A 17,653-nucleotide genomic window follows, 5' to 3' on the forward strand; every position below is an offset into this window, starting at 1 on the left:
CAGCAGCGGCCAGGCCGTAGACGCGGCGGGCGGTCATCGCGGGCCCCTGAGCAGGTCGTCGGGGATGTCGATGAAGCCGTCGGCGATCGACTGCTGGAGGTTCGGGTCGGTGATCCACGCCAGCGGATCCCGGCCTGTCAGGTCCAGCGAGCGGAGCAGCGGGCCGGCCATCTGAGTGGCGGCGTCCGGGTCGCACAGCAGGGCCGAGAGCACCTGCGTCGGGGCGGTCACGACGTCGCCGCCTTCGGAACTGCCTTCGCGATGTCGTATCGGCCGATACCCCAGCGGATCGCGTGGCAGGCCCACAGGAACTCCCACGAGTAGTCCTCGAAGGACTCCTCCCACCGCTCCGGGAAGCGGAGGCGATAGTCGCGATGGGTGAATGAGGCGAGGGCGTACTCGGCTGTTCCCCTGTACTCGGTGTTGTGCTCGTCGCTGTGCAGGATCTGCCGGTTGACCGCATTCACAAGACCGGGGTGTCGGGCCTCGTCCTTCGCTGCTTCCTTCACCAGCCAGGTGCGGAACTTCTCCTCCGACCAGTCCTGGACCTTCCCGGCGACGACCTTCTCCTGCCAGTAGTCCGCGTTGATGTCGTCGACCTTCGCGGTCCGCCGGAACAGGTCGAACAGGTCGACCGTCGGGTACAGGGAGAAGGCGAAGTTCGGGCCGTCGCCGCGGATCAGCAGGCCGTGCGGCCACGTGATGAGGTCGAACCGGTAGATGGCGCCGTACTGCGGGTTCTCGAATCGCACGTGGCGGTACAGGCCGTCCTCGTGCAGCACGGTCATCTGGTGGCCGTCGGTCTCCCGGGCGAACCGGGCGGCGATCTCGGGGTAGTCGCTCACGACTGGCCTCCGGCGGTCAGGTACGGGTAGCGGCAGGCGCCCTCGAACGGGCAGGTGGAGTCGGCGTCGAGGTCGAGGAGCTGGTGCCGCTGCTCGGCCAGCAGGCCAGCCATCTCTCGGCGGGCGGCGATTGCCTTCAGGTCAGCGATCAGGACGGCCTCGGCCACGTCCAGTCGGGCGATCTCAGGCGTCGGCGTGGTCATGACGCACCGTCCTCGTCGGCCAGGAACGCGGCGATGATCGGGAACTGGGTGTCGACCGAACGCTGAGCGGCAGCCTTCTCGGCGTCGGCGACGGATCGAGCGCCGCCGTAGGGCGCGAATACGGCAGCGCCGATGTCCTTGATGAAGACGAACTTCTCGCCGTCCTCGTTCGTCCAGTACTTCGCACCGGCCACGGTGTGCAGGCGACTCAGGAGCTCGTCGCGCTCGGCCTTCAGCGTCTCGATGAGAGCCAGGAGCTCGTTGCGGGCGACGGGGTTGGTCGTAGCCGGATCACCGGCGATGATGTCGTTCACGGGTCCTCTTCTCCTTGCATGTAGGCGTGCAGGTGAGGGGTGGATCGGGAGGCCCTGGCCGGCCGGTTACTGGACAGGTCACCGGCGGTCGGGGCCGCATGCCGCAGCTAGGCGGCAGTGGCCAGGCGCTTGGCGCCCTGGTTCATGCGGTAGTACGCGTCCCTGGCCGCCTTGTTCATGACGACGCGTCGCCCGGAACGGCTGCGAAGCTTCGGGTTCGCCCGGAGTACGCGGTACAGGTGGCTGACGCTGCACTTGAGCACGTAGGCGCTCTCCTGGATCGTCATCACGTCGGCGTTCGGGTCGAGGGGCGGCACTGCGACGCAGTACTTCTCGTACTTGGCGGTGGGCATGTCACTCCTTGCTTCCGGTCCTCGGCGCGGCGAGGAGTCGGTCGTCGGTGATGTTCAAGGCGTTGCGGAGCGCGGCGTACCGGCGGGGGCGAGGGCGGCTGCGGGTGCCGTTCTCCAGGTGGGAGAGGTAGCGCCGGCTTATGCCTGCCGCCTCTGCCAGCTCGGAAATCTCGAGCCCCGCATCCATGCGCTCCTTGCGGATCGCGTCCCCGTTGACCTCGAAGGTTGGGGGCTGGTGCATGCCTTGAATCTAGCCCTAGCTAGCTCTGAATGTCTAGCTCTAGTTAGCCTTAGATGGCCATGATCTTTCTACTGGTCGGTAGTAGTCAGCTCTAGTTAGGCGTGTCTGATTAAGGTTTAGGCCGTTCTGGAGGGCGGACCTGGCTGGACCTAGCCGGTCCTGTCAAACTGGGCCCCATGACCCTTGACCTAGGACGGCTTGCGAAGGCCGTCAAAGCCCGACGGCTGGAACAGTTCCCGTCCCGCGTGGCCGCGGCGCACGCCGCCGGCGTTTCCAAGGACACCTGGAAGCGGGTCGAAGAGGGCGAGTCGGTGCGCGACGTCAGCTACGCGAAAGTCGACGCCACTCTCGGCTGGGCGACCGGCACCTGCGTCCACATCGCCGAAGGCGGCGAGCCCGTGCCGGTCAGCTACCACACGGCGCAGGGTGGCACCTACATGACCACCCGGGTGCCGGACTCGCTCGTGCCGGAAGACGTCCGCGACATCATCAAGGACTCCGCCATGGCCACGACCCCCAACCTGACCGTTCGGGAGATCCGAGAGCTGCAGGACCGGGTGGTGGAAGAGCTACGCAAGCGCGGTGTCCTTCCCGAGGCGTCCTAAACTGCGCCGATTTGCGTACAACCATTAGCCCGTAATCGGATCGTAACTCTGGGAGATCGAGAACTTTCAACCATCCCCTCCCGCAAGCTTGTTCCGCGTGCCACCCTTTGGGGCACCTGGGGAGGTTCTCTACAAGGCAACACGTGGGAGGACCCAATGGTAAAAGTGGTCACTCTCGATCTAGGCCCGGCGTTCATGGGACAGGCACTACGGATCGACGATGAAACGGTGTGCGCTCTACCTCTGGCAGCACTGCACGACCAGCCGACACGCAAGACGGTCATGCAGCTGATGGAGGCACAGGGGGCACCCTGCTCAGACTGCGCCGGCTGTCAGGTTGGCCGGGCAGACGTGTAGCGGTCACTGCGAAGCCGGGCGGCAGGGGTGCCCGCCGGCCTTCGCACCACCCAGGCGAAGGAAAGGGGCTGACCATGGCCCGGGTTGAGCAGCACGTCCATCTGGAATGGCGCGGCGGAACCTGCCGCGTCAAATGGTGGAGCGGCGAGTACCTCGCCAACGGACGGAAGCGGTACGAATCCAAAGGCGGATTCACCGACGAGGAAGCCGCCACCCAGCACGGACTCGACAAGCTCTACGAGATCCGGCACGGCACCCACGTTCGTAACCGCGACAAGGCCACGCTCCTGTCCGACTGGTTGGACGACTGGCTCGGCACGATGAACCACGCCTATTCAACAGAGGTGGCCTACCGGTCCCGCGTCGAGGCCCACATCCGGCCTTACTTCCGGGGCAAGGCCATCGGCGACATCGACGTCCTGGAGTACCGGGCTTTCAAGAAGCGGGTCGAGGACAAGGTCGGCACCTCCGCCGCGAAGAACGTGATGTCCACGTTCAACATGATCCTCGACGACGCCGTGCCGCGGCTTATCAAGGTCTCCCCCGTCGACCGGACCAAGCGCCGCGGCAAGTTCGTGAAGAAGCCGAAGGAGCGCAAGCGGGACCTGTCCGAGGAGACGGTCGAGGCGCTGGCCCGCAACGCCCGAACGGTCCTCGGCGGTCCGGGCTATGCCTTGATCTGGACCATGGCGGTAACGGGCATGCGACCAGGCGAGCTCTTCGGTCTGCGACGCGAACACTGCTATCCCTACTGGCCCGCCTCCGATCCGCGCGACGATCCTGCAGAGGCCGACCGATACGTCGATGACGCCAACCGCTACGGGGCGGGCGCGGACCTCATGCCGGCCATCCGTGTGCAGTGGCAGGCTCAGCGCACCGCGCGGGTGGGGCGAGGCGACGTCGAGTACTTCCCGCCCAAGTACGCCAGTGCCCGAACGCTGGTGATCCCACCGTTCCTTGCTGAGATGCTGGCCGAGGTCTTGGCGTCGCACAACCGGCCGTGGGTCTTCCCCTCGGCCCGAGGGCGTTGCTTGGCCGCCCAGGACTTCAACCAGACGTACTGGCGCACCATCACCCATGGCGCTGCCGAGCGGCCCGAGGGGCCCCGCGTGCGCATTCCGCGGCCCGAGATCCCCAAGGTGCCCGAGTTCCAGGGGCGGAGGCTGTACCTGCTCCGCCACGGGCACAAGGCGTGGCTCGACGAGCACGGACACAACCGGTACGCGGTGGAGGCCCGCATGGGGCACGAACTGGGTGGTGTGGAGGGGACTTACAGCAGCGTGACAGTGGCCATGGAGCAGGCCATCATGAAGACGATGCAGGAGCGTTGGGACGGGCTTCAGGAGAGGCTGAAGGGACAGGTTCCCTAGATCATCTCCCAGTTGTTTCCCACTCCATTGACCGCGATCAAGGGATTCGCTGGCCCAGGGCCTGACAGGGCTTAATTCTGCGAGATCTCCTGGATCAACCAGAGCGACGTCGGCCCGCTCCTCGACGGCTTCCCGGAGCTGGAGGAGTTCGGCGTGCGCGGCGGCTCGGGGCTGGTCTTCCCCGCCGTCACGCACCGCAGGCTCCGCTCCCTGACCGTCGAGACCGGCGGCATGCCCGCCGAGGCGGTCCGCGGCGTCGCCGCCAGTGACCTGCCCGCCCTGGTCCACCTCGACCTGTGGCTCGGGACGAGCGAGTACGGCGGGGACGCGGCGGTCGCCGACGTGGCGCCGATCCTCGACGGCGACCGGCTGCCGCGCCTGCGTCACCTGGGCCTGCGCAACAGCGACATCCAGGACGAGATCGCCACGGCCGTCGCGTCCGCTCCCGTCGTCGCCCGCCTGGAGACCTTCGACCTGTCCATGGGCGTCCTCACCGACCGGGGCGGCGCCGCCCTGCTCTCCGGACAGCCCTTGACGCACCTCAAGAAGCTGGACCTGCACCACAACTACCTGGGTGCGGCGCTGCGCGAGCGCTTCCAGGAGGTCCTGGGCGGCGCCGGCGTCACCCTCGACCTGAACCGCGGCCACGCCGAAGAGGACGAGGACGACGGCCGGGTCTGGCGCTACGTCGCCGTCGGCGAGTAGCGCGCGGGCCATGACGGACCACGCACCACCGCCGCGCTGGGCGGTCGTCGGCAATCCGGAGAACCGGCGCGTCGCCCTGTTCTCCGGGGCGGTGCGCGACGCGGGGCTGCCCGCGCCGCGTGTCGTGCCCTGGACGGACGTCCTGCGCGGGGGCGGCGCCGCCTTCGCCGCCGACGAGATCGTGCGGATCGAGTCGCCGGGGGAGAACGCCGAGGTCGACCGGCTCCTGCGCGGCGCCGGGGACCCCACCCGGGTGGAGGGCGGGGCCCGCTGGTACGCCGCCTTCACGGCGGCCGTCCGGTCGCTGACCGGCGGCCTGCGCCTGGACGACCCCGACGAGCTGGCCGTCCTCTTCGACAAGCGGCTCTGCCACGAGGTCCTCGCCCGCGCCGGGGTCCCCGTGCCGCGGTCGCCGACCTCCGGCGGCGACGCCCCCGTACGCGGCTGGGAGGACGTACGGGCCCTCATGGCCGCGCACGGCATGCCGCGGGTGTTCCTGAAGCCGGCCCACGGTTCCTCGGCCTCCGGTGTCGTGGCCGTCGAGACGGCCGCCGGGGGCCGGATCAGGGCGACCACCTCCGTGGAGAGCGCGGAGGGCGGCCGGCTGCACAACTCCCTGCGGGTACGGCGCCTCACGCGCGAGCCGGAGGTCGCCGCGCTGGTCGACGCCCTCGCCCCCGACGGACTCCACGTCGAACGCTGGTGGCCCAAGGCCTCCCTCGGCGACGGGGCGGCCGACCTGCGCGTGGTCGTCGTGGCCGGCCGCGCCACCCACGCCGTGGTCCGCACCAGCCGGACCCCCATGACCAACCTCCATCTCGGCGGCCGGCGCGGCGACCTGGCCGCCGCGGTCCAGGCGGCAGGCCCCGCCTGGGCCGAGGCCCTGCGGACCTGCGAGCGGGCCGCGGCCTGCTTCCCGGGCACCCTGTGCGTCGGTGTCGATCTTCTGCCCGCGGTCGGCTGGCGCCGGTTCGCCGTCGCAGAGGTCAACGCCTTCGGCGACCTCCTGCCGGGCCTGACCGGACTGCCCGGCAGCGGCGCCGAGGGCCAGGACACCTATGCCGCGCAGGTGGCCGCCGCCATCCGAAGACACGTGCAGCACCACCCCACGAGGAACCACCGTGCACCCGCCTGAGACCCCAGCACTCCCGCCCCCGCCCCCGCCCCCGCTCCCGCTCCCGCTCCCCGACATGAACGAGGTCGTCGGCCGCGACGACCTGCTCCTGCTCACCCTGGACACCCTGCGCCACGACGTCGCCGTCGAACTGGCCGCCGCCGGACGCATTCCGAACCTGGCCCGGCACCTGCCCGGAGGCGTCTGGGAGGAGCGGCACGCCCCGGGCAGCTTCACCTACGCCTCCCATCAGGCGATGTTCGCCGGCTTCCTGCCCACCCCCGCCCGGCCCGGCCCGCACCCCCGGCTGTTCGCCGCCCGCTTCGCCGGCAGCGAGAGCACCGCCGGCCGCACGTACGTCTTCGACTCCCCCGACCTGGTGTCCGGCCTCGCCGCGGCCGGGTACCGCACGGTGTGCGTCGGCGGCGTCGGCTTCTTCAACAAGCAGGGCGCGCTGGGCGGCGTACTCCCCGGCATGTTCCAGGAGAGCCACTGGGAACCGGCCTTCGGTGTCGCGTCGCCCACCTCCTTCGAGGCACAGGTCGAGCGGGCCGAACAGGTCGTCGCCGCGCTCCCCGCCGAGCAGCGGCTGTTCCTGTTCGTCAACGCCTCGGCGCTGCACCAGCCCAACTGGTTCCACCTCGCCGGTGCCACCGCCGAAGCGGGCGACACGCGCGCCACCCACGCCGCCGCCCTCGAATACATCGACCGGCACATCGGCCGGCTGTTCACCGCCATGAGCTCCCGCCGCCGCTGCTTCGCCATCGTCTGCTCCGACCACGGCACCACCTACGGCGACGACGGCTACACCGGCCACCGCCTCGCCCACGAGGCCGTCTGGACCGTGCCGTACGCCCACTTCTTCCTGGAGCCGTCCGCATGACCGCCCCCGCACCCGCGCCCGCCCCGCTCGCACCCACCGCGCCGCCGGGCAGCCCGTACAGCGCCTACGTGTACGCCTACCCCCACAAGACCGCCTACCGGCCGCTGCCCGAGCGGCCCGCCCTGCGGGACCTGTGGCACGGCGAACGCAAGGACGCCCTCTCCCTCTACCTCCACATACCCTTCTGCGAGGTCCGCTGCGGCTTCTGCAACCTCTTCACCCGCATCGGCGCACCCGACGGGCTCACCGGCCGCTACCTCGACGCCCTGGAGCGCCAGGCCACCGCCGTCCGCGACGCCCTCGGCGACGACGGCCCGGTCTCCTTCGCCAACGCCGCCTTCGGCGGCGGGACGCCCACCTTCCTGACGGCCCTCGAACTGGAACGGCTCTGCGACATCGCCGAGCGGCGCATGGGCGCCGACCTGCGCGCCGTCCCGCTGTCCGTCGAGACGTCCCCGGCCACCGCCACCGCCGACCGGCTCGCCGTCCTCGCCGAGCGCGGCGCCACCCGCGTCAGCATCGGCGTCCAGAGCTTCGTCGCCGAGGAGGCCCGGGCGGCCGTACGCCCCCAGCGCCGCTCCGATGTCGAGGCGGCACTCGGCCGGATCCGTGACGCCCGCGTCCCCGTCCTCAACATCGACCTCATCTACGGCATCGACGGCCAGACCTCCGCCACCTGGCGCACCTCCCTGGACGCCGCCCTCGCCTGGCGCCCCGAGGAGCTGTACCTGTACCCCCTGTACGTCCGCCCCCTCACCGGGCTCGCCCGGCGCACCGCGCTCACCGACCGGGCCTGGGACGAGCAGCGCCTCGGCCTCTACCGGCAGGGCCGCGACCACCTCCTCGCGCACGGCTACGAGCAGGTGTCGATGCGCATGTTCCGGCTGGCCGGTACGGCGCCCCAGGGCCCGGACGACCACGCCTGCCAGACCGACGGCATGATCGGCCTGGGCTGCGGCGCCCGTTCCTACACCTCCGCGCTGCACTACTCGTTCGACTACGCGGTCGACATGGGCGAGATCCGCGGGATCATCGACGACTACACCGCCACCGACGACTTCACCCGTGCCGTCCACGGCCGTCCCACCAACGGCGACGAGGCCCGCCGCCGCCACCTCCTCCAGTCGCTGCTGCAGGCGCAGGGCATGCCGGTCGCCGACTACCGGGAGCGGTTCGGCGCCGGCCCGCACGAGGATTTCCCCGCCGAACTGGCCGCGTTCGCCGCCCGCGGCTGGCTCGACGAGGACGGTACGGGCCCGCTCCTGCGCCTGTCCCCCGAGGGCCTGGCCCACTCGGACGCGCTCGGCCCGGAGCTGTTCTCGCCGGCCGTACGGGCCGCGATGGCCGCCTACGAGGCCAAGTAGCCGCCGTGGACCTCACCCTGCTCTACCGCGGCCCGCTGGCCTCCTGCGACTACGACTGCCCGTACTGTCCGTTCGCCAAGCGGCGTGACACCACGGCCCAGCTGCGCGCCGACCGGGCAGCCCTCGAACGGTTCACCGGCTGGGCGCGCTCCCGTTCCGGGGAGGACCGGCTCTCCCTGCTGTTCACGCCGTGGGGTGAGGGGCTGGTCCGCTCCTGGTACCGCCGCGCCCTCGTCGACCTCTCGCACCAGCCGCACGTCGACCGCGTCGTCATCCAGACCAACCTGAGCTGCCGCACGGACTGGCTCGGGGAGGCCGACCCCGCCACGCTCGCCCTGTGGTGCACCTACCACCCGGGGCAGACCCCGTACGACCGCTTCCTGGTCAAGCTGCGTGACCTCGCCGACCGGGGCATCCGCCACAGCGTCGGCATCGTCGGCCTCCCCGAGAACCTGGAACACGCCCGCAGGCTGCGCGCCGACCTCCCCGCCCACGTCTACCTGTGGGTGAACGCGGCCGACGGTCACGGCTACACCGACGCCGAGGCCGGCCTGTGGACCGCCCTCGACCCGCTGTTCCCGTACAGCCGGCACCCGCACCGCTCGGCCGGACTGCCGTGCCGCACCGGGGAGTCGGTGATCTCGGTGGACGGCGACGGCACGGTCCGCCGCTGCCACTTCGTCCGCGCCGAGCTCGGCAACCTCTACGACGGCTCCTACCGGACGGCGCTCGGCCCCCGTCCGTGCCCGCTGACCACCTGCGACTGCCACATCGGCTACGTCCACCTGGAGACGCTGCCGCTCTACGACGTCTTCGCGGGCGGCGTCCTGGAACGCGTCCCGGCGGCCGGCCCACCCCTGATGCCCCTGCTCAGGAGGCCCCCGGCAGCTGACTGACCGCCCGTCCGCCGGCCACGACCAGCCGGACCGCACGCAACGCGGCGAGGTCGGTGAGCGGATCTCCGTCCACCACCAGCAGGTCGGCCCGGAGCCCGGCCGCGAGCCGGCCGGTGTCGCCGCCGATCCCCAGGACCCGTGCGGCGCCCGAGGTGGCCAGGTCGACGATCTCGGCCGGTGCCAGCCCGATGTGTCCGAAGAACTCCAGGCTGGAGACGAACCCGTCGAAGACGGCGTACGGGACGCCCGCGTCCGTACCGGGCAGCAGGCGCACGCCGCGCTCCGCCATCCACCGGAGCCGCCCGAACATCTCCTCGGCCCGCTCCCGGCCGAACCGCTCGGCGAAACCCCGCCAGTCGGGGCTCGCCGCAGGGCAGACGGCGATGCCGCGCGCCGCGATGGCGTCGACCAGATCATCCCGTACGTCGAAGCCCGAGCGCCCCATCCACGTGCAGTGCTCGATGGTGTCCACCCCGGCGGCCACGGCGGCCGCGATGCCCTCGGTCCCGTGGGCGTGCGCGGCCACCGGCAACCCGGAGCTCCGCGCCTGCGCCACGAGCAGGCTCAGCTCCTCGGGGGTGAACTGGGCCTGCCAACTGGCCGGTCCGCCCTTGGTGATGCCTCCGCCCGTGGCCATGACCTTGATGAGGTCCACTCCGGCGGCCGCGTTGCGGCGGACCGCCGCGCGGATCGCCTCGCTCCCCCGTACCTCACCGCCCATGAACCAGCAGTGCCCGCCCGGGACGGTCAGCGGTGTTCCGGCGGACAGCAGCCGCGGCCCCGGTACCCGACCGGCCGCGATCTCGTCCCGCAGGCGTACGGCGAGCCCGCCCCGGTCGCCGAGGTCGCGCGCGGTGGTCACGCCCGTGGCGAGCAACCGTCCGGCCCGGTCGGCCATCCCGGCGTAGAGCTCGGCGTCTCCTGCCGCCTGCAGGCCGGCCACGGGGTCGGGACCGGCGTCGAGCGCGAGATGGACGTGGGCATCGATGAGCCCGGGCAGCAGGGTGGACCCGGGGAAGTCAAGCCGTGGAGTGTCCGTCCCGGCCTGCGCCTCGACCTCCGCGCGCGGTCCGGCTGCCACGATCGCGTCTCCGTCGCACAGCACGGCCCCGTCCGGGACCACTTGGCCGCCCGGACCCGTGACCATCCGACCCGCAGATATCACGGCCCGCACGTTGCCCCTTCCGCCGACGAGAAGCGCCTTCCAAGGTCATCCTCTCCCGGACCCCGCCGGAACGCTATAAATGAGGTTCGCCTGACTCCCGTCGCCGCTAGGAGACTTCATGCCCCTGGAGACCGCCTTCGCCGCATACGGGCTGCCCGGTGAGCCGGGGTCCGAGGAGTTCTGGGCGGCGGTCGCGGGGCCCAGGTCGGTACCCGCCGACGGCGGCGGTTGGACGACCCTGTTCCTGTGGCGGGGCGGCGCGGCCCGGATCGGCTTCGAGAGCTGGTCGCAGGACGTCCCCCTGCGCCGCTGGGGTGGTACGGACTGCTGGTACGCCGAGGTCCGGATGCCGGCGCGGCTGCGGGTGACCTACCAGTTCCTCGTGGACGACACCGCGTACGCCGACCCGTTCAACCCGGCCGGCGCGGGCGGCGACCGGTCCGTCGCCGCCACCCCGGACGCTCCGGCCCAGCCGCACTGGCCCGCCTTCGGAGCCGAGGACGTCCTGCCCGTCCCGCGGACCCGGGTCCGCTGGGCGAGCGAGCGGCTCGGCGGGCGGCGGACCGTACGGATCCACCCGGCGGGCGGCGGCGGGCCCGTGGTGCTGCTGCTGGACGGGGACGACTGGCTGTACCTGCACCCGGCCATGACCGCCTTCGACTCCGCCGTCGCCGGTGGCGAGATGCCCCCCGTCACCCTCGTCTTCCTGCCGACGAGGGACCGGGAGGCCGAGTTCGGATGCCGGCCGGAGCTGTGGGAGGCGGTCCGTGACGAACTGCTGCCGCTGGTCGCGGAGTCCGGCGTCCCCGTGGGCGGGGACCGCCTGGTGGTCGCCGGGCAGAGCCTGGGCGGGCTGAGCGCGGTGTACGCGGCCCTGGAGTTCCCGGATCTGGTGTCCCGGGTCGCCTGCCAGTCGGCCTCGCTGTGGTGGACACCCGGCGCCGTGCGGTCGGCGGACCCCCTCGGCGGTCCGGTCGGCGGCTCCGTCGCCGCACGCCTGCGGGAGCGCCCCGACCTTTCCGGCCTGCGGATCGCCTTCGACGTGGGGGAACACGAGACACGGATGCTGCCCCACTGCGAGCTGGTCGAGACCCTGGCCGAGCGGGCCGGTGCGACCGTGCGGGCCTCCCGGTCGGCGTCGGGCCACGACCGTGCGGGCTGGCGCCAGGCCCTGCTCCGGGACGTGGCCTGGGCGCTCGGCTAGGCGCCAGGGCCGAGGGGAAGGATCGCACGGCGGACGAGGGGGGCGATGCGGAGCGTCGCCGACCGAGGACAACGCGGGCTCGGCCGACAAGATCCGAAAGAGGCGGCCTGGCGCTAGCGCAGTAGCGAACTCTTGCGCATGGGAGAAGGCCGACGGGGCAGACGGCCTGTCGGAACCGAGGTCGCTTCCGAGCGAGCCGAACAGCCCGATCCGCGGCCCGGGCTCCGCTGTGGCGGCAACCCGCCGGTGTTCACGCGTACGGCCCAGAGCCTGAGGCTCGAAAACATGCGCCGACCGCCGGCCTCGCCGCGCACGTTTGTCTGTTTCAGCCTAGTTTGGGTCCGTCGACATTTCCTACACCAAGGAGTTCACCATGGCAGACAAGGGCAAGATGGATCAGGCCAAGGGCAAGGCCAAGGAGGCCGCCGGCAAGGTCACCGGCAATGAGCGGATGAAGGCCGAGGGCAAGACGGACCAGGCCAAGGGCAAGGCGAAGGAAGCCATGAGCGAGGCCGAGGAGCGCGCCCGCGGAATCCAGGACTCCCTGCGTGACAAGCGCGACAGGACCTGACATCACCCCGCGAGCCCCCCACGTGGCACGCGGGTGAAGCAGGAGCGGCCCCCGGCGCCTCGGCGTCGTGGGGCCGCCCCCTGTCACGGTCGGCGTCGACCGCCGGCCGATGCTCCCCCGAGCCCGGTCACCCGCTGCGCCGGATGCCGCCGAAGTCGCCCGGCGGGTATGACGGTTCGACCGATACCCGCCAGTAGGCTCTCAACGGACCCTGGTTACAGTGGTGTTGAACGACCCCCGGCGAAGTTCGAGGCCGGCGGGAGAGCGTGCGCGCGGCGGCGTGCCGTCGCGCGCGGGAACAAAGGAAATCATGGGTTCGATACACAAGCGCATCGGCGCGGTCCTCGGTTCGGCCGCCCTTTTCGTCGGCGTGGCGTTCACGGCCGGGGCCGCGACCGCCAGCGCGGACGAGGTGGGCGACCTCTCGACCGACATCGACTTCTCCGTGTCCAGGACCGGGATCTCGGGCGTTGCCGCGCGGGCGGGGGACGGGTCGTTCACGATGAACCTCGTCAGCCCCACGGACGGCCACGACATGGGCTTCGCCCGGTGGAACGCCGATCCGCAGCCTGCGCCCGACATTCCGGGCGACTCCCTGATCGCCAAGGACATCAGCCCCGACGGATGGGCGGTCGAGGCCGAGCTGAGCACGGGGCGCATCGCTTCCACGCGCGGCCACAAGGCGATCTACATGAAGGTCGTTTCCGGCAACCTGCCCGAGGGCCACGCGTACAAGCTGCGCGGGTGCGTCGCGAAGGGCAGCGAGCGCAAGTGCACCCAATGGGTTCAGGTCCACGCCTGATCCGCTGAAGGCCGGGCCGCTCAGCGGCCCGGCCGACGCCCGCGCCGATCCGCCGATCGCGCCGGGTCCCTCGTTCAGTGCGAACGGCGATGGCGACGTTCTCACGTTTGATGGCCATGCATCGCATGCCGGCGAGCCGGGCTGTATGTATGTGCTGCACGATGGACGCCACGAAGACCACGGGCGGACGGGGCCACGGGCGGCGAGGACGGCACTGCGCGACAGCCGGCGCAACCCATTCGGCCGGACGGCCCGGAGGCCCACCGGGGTCGAATCCGATGGGCCTCTGGGGCGGCCGAGCCGGAGGGATCAGCCGCCGGCCGCCGAGCGCTTCCGGCGGGCGATTTCCCTGTCTGCGTCGAGAGCGCTCAGGCGCACCGGGTCTCGTCGGTCGTCGATGACGACGGTGCGGAGCACCGTGCCGACGAGAGCGTCCTGATCACCTGAGGGCCAGGCCGGGCTCATGGTCCGGTCGACGAACCCGGGGGTGCCGTCCCGCGACTCCACGTCCAGCCCCCAGGGTTGAGAGGCGACCACGGTCACGTCGACCTCATGGTGCAAGCGGAATTTCATTTGCCGCCGTCCTTCCCCTTGTGCAGCCACCTACGATTCACGGTGAGCTCGTTGAACTCCTTCAGTCGGTCGACGGGAATCACGAACTCGACGCGCGGGGTACCGTTCGGACCCTTCCAGTCGTATCGCTCAGGGGACTTCGAGAATTTCACCAGAAACTCCGGCGACATATCGTACCTGAACATGCCGTCCGCGTAGGGGCCGCTGCCGCTACCGATGTATTCCGCGGCCACGCTGCGCTCTCCGAAGTAGACCGACTGGTCACCAGTGGTGTGTGAGGCCGGGTTGGGGCCGTACTTGTCCTCGTATTCCTTGTCGACCACCTTCGGGGTGCGATAGATGGTGATCCCGATGGCCGGGCAGTCGTCGTCGTCCTTGTCCTTGCCCTTGTCTTTGCCCTTGTCCTTTCCGTTGGCGCCGGCCAGCAGCATGCCGGACTTCGGGGTGGGGCCCGGCTTCTTGTCCTTGACCTTGTCTATCAGGCAGTCAGGAAGTCCCCGCCTGACCTGCTCGACGATCTTCTCGCCCTTTTGGATGAGCTTCTTCGCCTTGGCCGACTTGTCGAGGAACGTGTTGATCCCGGCGATGGCTTTCGCAATCCTCGGTATCTTGCTGGCGACCTTGAGCGCCTTGGCCGGGCCGATGTTCTGAACGACGGCCCAGAGGCAGGTCGGGATGTCGGGATCGTCGATGCAGGCCTTGATGTCCTCGAGGAAGAGTTCGACGAGGATCTCGGCGCCATTCTCCAGCAGGTAGTCGAGGAGGTTCTGCTCCGTGAGCGCCCGGGCCAGTTGATACTCGTCAAGGCTGATGCCGGCGGCTTCGAGCGCCTTGCGCTCCGCCTCGTCAGGGGCGGCCGGTGCGTCGCCCTTCGGCTTGGTCTTCGCGGCCTCCTCCCGCTCCCTGCGCTGCTGCTCGCGCTGTTCCTCCTCGGCCCTCTTGGCCGCTTCGTCGGCCTCACGGGCGTGCTGGTTGGCGTTCTTGGCGGCGGTCTCCGCGGTCTTGGCGTGTTCCTCGGCGGAGGTGGCGAGCTTCTCGGCGTCAGCGGCGTCCTTCTCCGCCTGCGTCGCCGCGGCCCGGGCGGTGCTCGCCTCCTTTTCGGCCAGGGTGGCGGCGCTGCTGGCGGCAGTCGCCTGGTTCTCCGCCTCCAGGGCGGCGCCCCGAGCCCGTCCCGCCTCGGCTTCGGCCTGGGCGGCCGCGGTCCTGGCGGCCACCGCGTCCGCGTAGGAGTCCTTCGCCGCTTGACGGGCTTGCTGGGCGTCGGTCTGCGCCTGGGCGTCGGCCTGGTTGGACCGTGCCGCGGCTGCTCTGGCCTTCGCGCCGTCCTCCGCGGCCTGTGCGGACGACGCCGTCGCGGCCGCCGAGGACTTCGTCGCGTTCGCCGTCGAGCGGGCGGCCGCGGCGGCCGCCTTGTACGCCGGCGCAACCTGTGCGTGTGCCTGCTTCGCCGCGGTCTCGGCGGCTTCGGCGGCCTGGACCGCCTCGGCGGCCTTCGCCTCCGCGGAGGCGACCTGCTCCTTGCCGGTCTGCAGCGCGGCATTGGCCACCGCCGCGGCGAAGTCCGCGTCGACGTCCTTGCCGGCGAAGGGCGCGGTGAGCGCGATCGCGGTGTTCGCCGGATCGGCGATGCCCGCCGCTGTGGTCCGGGCTCCGGTGGCGGCCTGGACCGCGATGGCGGACTGGAGCTGTGCCATGCCCGCCTCGCGGGTGGCCCCGTCGGCCTCGTCCCTGGTGCGGTTGGCCGCCTGCAGAGCCTGGTTGGCCTGGATGGCGGCCAGCCCGGCCAGCCGGGCGGCCGCATGTGCGGCGCTGCCCGCGCGGTTCTCCTGTGCGGTGGCCTCGGCCGCCTTGGCGTTCGCCCGCTGGGTCGCGGCGCGGGTGAGGGCGGCCTGGGCCTCGGCGGTGTTCGCCGCCGCGTTCGAGGCGAAGGCGGCGGCCTCGGCCCTGTTCGCCGCCGCGTCGGCTCGTGTGGCGTGCCCTCCGGCCTCGGTCGCCGCCGCGCGGGATCTGGCCGCCGCACCCGCCGATGCGATGGCCGCCTCTCGCGACCTCATCGCCGCGCCGGTGGCCGAGTCGGCGGCGGTACGGGCGGTGACGGCCTCCCGCCCGGCCGCGTTCGCGTCCGCTCGTGCCGCCTCTGCCGCCTGCCGAGCGAGACCGGCGTCGGACGTGCTGCTCGCTGCGGCGGCCAGTGCCTCGGTGGCCCGGGCCCGGGCTTCCTCCGCCCTGTGCAGCCGTTCCGCTTCGTAGGCCTTGTTCCGCGCGTCGCGAGCCTTGGTCTCCTCGTCCGTCGCCAGCTTCGAGGCCTTGGAGGCGTTTCCCTCCTGGGTCTGCGCGTCTCCGCGCATCCGTGCGGCGGTGGCCGCGGCCGCTTGTGCCTCGGCGCGCTTGGCCGACGCCGTACGTGCCTCGGCGTCCGCGAGCGCACGCGCCTGTGCCGCGGCGTCCCGCTCCTGCTCGGACCGCACCCTGGCGGCGGTGGCCAGGTCGCGTTCACGCTGGGCGACGACTCGCTGGTCGTCGGCGATCTTCGCCTGCCGCTGGGCCTCCACCCGGGCGTCGCGGGTGTTACGGGCGTGCTCCCAGGCCTCCTTCTCGGCCTGCTCCGCATCGATCCGGGCCTGTCGGCTCTTGGCCGCGGCGTCGGCCGCGGTCTTGGCCTGCTGCTCGGCCTGCCGGGCCAGTTCGGATGCGGCCGCGGCGTGCTGATCGGCGTTCTCACGCCATGCCTTGGCCTGCTGCTCGTGCAGTTGGGCCTGGTTCTGCGAGTTGAGGCCCGCGGAGTCCGCGGCGCTGGCGTCGACCGCGTGCGCGGCGGTCTCCGCGGCGCGCAGCGCGGCGCCGGCCGCCGCGGAGATGCCGGCCGCGACGTCGGACCACTGCGTGCCGTAGGTCAGCCCGGTTTCCACGAGGACCTCGGCCTGTACCTTGGCCTGCCCGGCGGCGACCGCGGCCTGCTTGGCGGCGGTGTCGGCGAAGCCGACCTGCTGGGCGACGTCCTCCTTGAGCTTCGTGTAGTCCGACAGCCGCTTGCCCGCCCGGTCCGCGGCCAGCAGCCGGTCGGCATCGCGTGAGGCGGCGGCCGCCCGGCTCATGGCGTTGGCGGAGTTCTTCAATGCTCGTACGGCATCGCCGTGCGCCGCGATCAGCTTGCTGCGGGCCTCGGCGGCACGGGTGGCTTTCTGCGCGAGCTTGCGCAGCTTCTCCGCGGCCTCCAGCGCCTCCTTCTGCTCCTTCTCCCGTGCGGCCCGCTCGTCGGCGTCCTTCTGCGCCGCGATCAGATAGCCCTTGTCCAGGAACTCCGCGATCACCTTGTCGTCACCGCCGGCGAGGGCCAGCCGGGCGGCGTTCCTCACCTCCGGACCGCCGGAGGCGACCAGCATTTCGACGCGCTTGCGGTTCTCCTCGGCCCGCTTGCGGTCGTTGTCCTGGGTGGTCCTGTCGCGCCCGCGCGCGATCTCCGCGCCGAACGCCAGGAAGTCCGCGCGGTCCTGCGCGGTCCCCGTCAGTACACGTTCGACCTCGGCGTTGAAGAACGGCCCGCCCGTGCCCCGCAGCGGCTCGATCTTCTTCCGGTTCTCGGTGTCACCGGTGTTCCGCTTGTCCTTGGCACGCCGCCGGGCCTCAGCCTCACCGTGCTCCAGGAACTGGCGGACGGCGTTCGGATCGGTGCTCTCCAGCGCCTTCCTGGCCGCCTCGCGGACCTCCTCCTCCTCGTCGAACTCGGCGTAGTCCTCCACCAGCTGACGGTCGGCATCCGCGCTGAGCCGGGCGAGCCCGGTCTGCGGCGCCCCGAGCGGCGCAGCGGCCTCCTTCGCCCGCGCGAACTGTGCCAGCAGTGCGGCCGCCTGAGCCGAGGACAAGCTGTTCGGGCCGGGCGTGGCGGCCTGGGCCGGAGCGACCAGGCCGCCCAGCAGCGAAGCCGCCAGCATCGTGGACACCGCCCTGGCGACGGCCGCCCGTACACGGCCGGGCCGTTTTCCGGCCCCCGGCCGGACTGTTCCCCTCACGAGAGAAATCCCCCTGAAATGGTTGAGATGGACATGGTGATGAAATGGGTGCAGCAGAAAAGCCGGGTGCCCCGTCCC

General features: G+C 71.4%; 18 protein-coding genes and 1 pseudogene. 10 read left to right on the forward strand and 9 right to left on the reverse strand.

The window, feature by feature from the left end:
• Window positions 1–33: 33 nt before the first annotated feature.
• The 6 genes from ACZ573_RS28230 to ACZ573_RS28255 form a co-directional block, all read right to left on the reverse strand.
• The gene (locus ACZ573_RS28230; RefSeq protein ID WP_471309183.1) at window positions 34–231 is read right to left on the reverse strand and encodes a hypothetical protein; all 198 of its coding nucleotides are present in this window, start codon (window positions 229–231) and stop codon (window positions 34–36) included.
• Window positions 228–845: a hypothetical protein gene (locus ACZ573_RS28235; protein WP_471309186.1), complete on the reverse strand. Its 618-nt coding sequence runs from the start codon at window positions 843–845 to the stop codon at window positions 228–230. Before ACZ573_RS28235 ends, ACZ573_RS28230 begins: the two co-directional genes overlap by 4 nt.
• Complete coding sequence (locus ACZ573_RS28240) at window positions 842–1,048, reverse strand: hypothetical protein (RefSeq protein ID WP_471309189.1); 207 nt, start codon at window positions 1,046–1,048, stop codon at window positions 842–844. The genes ACZ573_RS28235 and ACZ573_RS28240 overlap by 4 nt, the downstream gene beginning before the upstream one ends.
• Window positions 1,045–1,362, reverse strand: a complete 318-nt coding sequence (locus ACZ573_RS28245; protein WP_471309192.1) for a hypothetical protein — start codon at window positions 1,360–1,362, stop codon at window positions 1,045–1,047. The genes ACZ573_RS28240 and ACZ573_RS28245 overlap by 4 nt, the downstream gene beginning before the upstream one ends.
• Window positions 1,363–1,469: 107 nt before the next feature.
• Window positions 1,470–1,715: a MerR family transcriptional regulator gene (locus tag ACZ573_RS28250; RefSeq protein ID WP_471271938.1), complete on the reverse strand. Its 246-nt coding sequence runs from the start codon at window positions 1,713–1,715 to the stop codon at window positions 1,470–1,472.
• 1 nt (window position 1,716) lies between these two features.
• Window positions 1,717–1,956 (reverse strand): helix-turn-helix domain-containing protein, encoded by a 240-nt coding sequence (locus ACZ573_RS28255; RefSeq protein ID WP_471309194.1) that lies wholly within the window; start codon window positions 1,954–1,956, stop codon window positions 1,717–1,719.
• A gap of 176 nt (window positions 1,957–2,132) precedes the next feature.
• Here ACZ573_RS28255 and ACZ573_RS28260 point away from each other — a divergent pair, with 176 nt between their 5' ends.
• The 7 genes and pseudogenes from ACZ573_RS28260 (at window position 2,133) to ACZ573_RS28290 (ending at window position 9,250) form a co-directional block, all read left to right on the forward strand.
• Window positions 2,133–2,561: a hypothetical protein gene (locus tag ACZ573_RS28260; protein WP_471309198.1), complete on the forward strand. Its 429-nt coding sequence runs from the start codon at window positions 2,133–2,135 to the stop codon at window positions 2,559–2,561.
• A 431-nt stretch (window positions 2,562–2,992) separates the two neighbouring features.
• Window positions 2,993–4,288, forward strand: a complete 1,296-nt coding sequence (locus ACZ573_RS28265; protein ID WP_471309201.1) for a tyrosine-type recombinase/integrase — start codon at window positions 2,993–2,995, stop codon at window positions 4,286–4,288.
• A 78-nt stretch (window positions 4,289–4,366) separates the two neighbouring features.
• Window positions 4,367–4,993: pseudogene (locus tag ACZ573_RS28270) on the forward strand (STM4015 family protein); the annotation flags it as partial.
• Window positions 4,994–5,003: 10 nt separating this feature from the next.
• Complete coding sequence (locus tag ACZ573_RS28275) at window positions 5,004–6,128, forward strand: STM4014 family protein (RefSeq protein WP_471309204.1); 1,125 nt, start codon at window positions 5,004–5,006, stop codon at window positions 6,126–6,128.
• 55 nt (window positions 6,129–6,183) lie between these two features.
• A complete protein-coding gene (locus ACZ573_RS28280) occupies window positions 6,184–6,990 on the forward strand; it encodes an STM4013/SEN3800 family hydrolase (RefSeq protein ID WP_471309206.1) in 807 nt (268 codons plus the stop codon).
• Window positions 6,987–8,354 (forward strand): STM4012 family radical SAM protein, encoded by a 1,368-nt coding sequence (locus ACZ573_RS28285; protein ID WP_471309211.1) that lies wholly within the window; start codon window positions 6,987–6,989, stop codon window positions 8,352–8,354. Before ACZ573_RS28280 ends, ACZ573_RS28285 begins: the two co-directional genes overlap by 4 nt.
• 5 nt (window positions 8,355–8,359) lie before the next feature.
• A complete protein-coding gene (locus ACZ573_RS28290) occupies window positions 8,360–9,250 on the forward strand; it encodes an STM4011 family radical SAM protein (RefSeq protein ID WP_471309213.1) in 891 nt (296 codons plus the stop codon).
• On the opposite strand, the gene ACZ573_RS28295 is transcribed toward ACZ573_RS28290, so the two are convergent.
• On the reverse strand, window positions 9,225–10,397 hold the full coding sequence (locus ACZ573_RS28295; protein WP_471309384.1) for an amidohydrolase family protein: 1,173 nt from the start codon (window positions 10,395–10,397) through the stop codon (window positions 9,225–9,227). The genes ACZ573_RS28290 and ACZ573_RS28295 overlap by 26 nt on opposite strands.
• Before the next feature lie 136 nt (window positions 10,398–10,533).
• Between ACZ573_RS28295 and ACZ573_RS28300 the strand changes: the two genes are divergently transcribed.
• From ACZ573_RS28300 to ACZ573_RS28310, 3 genes are all read left to right on the forward strand, one after another.
• Entirely contained in the window at window positions 10,534–11,619 is a 1,086-nt protein-coding gene (locus ACZ573_RS28300) for an alpha/beta hydrolase-fold protein (RefSeq protein ID WP_471309216.1), read from the forward strand.
• 373 nt (window positions 11,620–11,992) lie between these two features.
• Window positions 11,993–12,190 carry a CsbD family protein gene (locus ACZ573_RS28305; protein WP_471309219.1) on the forward strand — a complete coding sequence of 66 codons (198 nt, stop codon included), beginning with the start codon at window positions 11,993–11,995 and terminating at the stop codon, window positions 12,188–12,190.
• A gap of 310 nt (window positions 12,191–12,500) precedes the next feature.
• Window positions 12,501–12,992 (forward strand): hypothetical protein, encoded by a 492-nt coding sequence (locus ACZ573_RS28310; protein ID WP_471309222.1) that lies wholly within the window; start codon window positions 12,501–12,503, stop codon window positions 12,990–12,992.
• Window positions 12,993–13,301: 309 nt separating this feature from the next.
• Here the strand turns inward: ACZ573_RS28310 and ACZ573_RS28315 are convergent, their stop codons facing one another.
• Window positions 13,302–13,565 (reverse strand): hypothetical protein, encoded by a 264-nt coding sequence (locus tag ACZ573_RS28315; protein ID WP_471309224.1) that lies wholly within the window; start codon window positions 13,563–13,565, stop codon window positions 13,302–13,304.
• A complete protein-coding gene (locus tag ACZ573_RS28320) occupies window positions 13,562–17,497 on the reverse strand; it encodes a hypothetical protein (protein ID WP_471309228.1) in 3,936 nt (1,311 codons plus the stop codon). Before ACZ573_RS28320 ends, ACZ573_RS28315 begins: the two co-directional genes overlap by 4 nt.
• Between the last annotated feature and the right edge of the window lie 156 nt (window positions 17,498–17,653).

It is taken from the genome of Streptomyces sp. NPDC040545 (assembly GCF_055595065.1).

Coding starts and splice junctions, on each gene's coding strand:
- ACZ573_RS28285 (WP_471309211.1), top strand. CDS start 6,987: ATGACCGCCCCCGCACCCGCGCCCGCCCCGCTCGCACCCACCGCGCCG.
- ACZ573_RS28250 (WP_471271938.1), bottom strand. CDS start 1,715: ATGCCCACCGCCAAGTACGAGAAGTACTGCGTCGCAGTGCCGCCCCTC.
- ACZ573_RS28300 (WP_471309216.1), top strand. CDS start 10,534: ATGCCCCTGGAGACCGCCTTCGCCGCATACGGGCTGCCCGGTGAGCCG.
- ACZ573_RS28305 (WP_471309219.1), top strand. CDS start 11,993: ATGGCAGACAAGGGCAAGATGGATCAGGCCAAGGGCAAGGCCAAGGAG.
- ACZ573_RS28280 (WP_471309206.1), top strand. CDS start 6,184: ATGAACGAGGTCGTCGGCCGCGACGACCTGCTCCTGCTCACCCTGGAC.
- ACZ573_RS28265 (WP_471309201.1), top strand. CDS start 2,993: ATGGCCCGGGTTGAGCAGCACGTCCATCTGGAATGGCGCGGCGGAACC.
- ACZ573_RS28320 (WP_471309228.1), bottom strand. CDS start 17,497: ATGCTGGCGGCTTCGCTGCTGGGCGGCCTGGTCGCTCCGGCCCAGGCC.
- ACZ573_RS28255 (WP_471309194.1), bottom strand. CDS start 1,956: ATGCACCAGCCCCCAACCTTCGAGGTCAACGGGGACGCGATCCGCAAG.
- ACZ573_RS28240 (WP_471309189.1), bottom strand. CDS start 1,048: ATGACCACGCCGACGCCTGAGATCGCCCGACTGGACGTGGCCGAGGCC.
- ACZ573_RS28260 (WP_471309198.1), top strand. CDS start 2,133: ATGACCCTTGACCTAGGACGGCTTGCGAAGGCCGTCAAAGCCCGACGG.
- ACZ573_RS28275 (WP_471309204.1), top strand. CDS start 5,004: ATGACGGACCACGCACCACCGCCGCGCTGGGCGGTCGTCGGCAATCCG.
- ACZ573_RS28310 (WP_471309222.1), top strand. CDS start 12,501: ATGGGTTCGATACACAAGCGCATCGGCGCGGTCCTCGGTTCGGCCGCC.
- ACZ573_RS28315 (WP_471309224.1), bottom strand. CDS start 13,565: ATGAAATTCCGCTTGCACCATGAGGTCGACGTGACCGTGGTCGCCTCT.
- ACZ573_RS28295 (WP_471309384.1), bottom strand. CDS start 10,397: ATGGTCACGGGTCCGGGCGGCCAAGTGGTCCCGGACGGGGCCGTGCTG.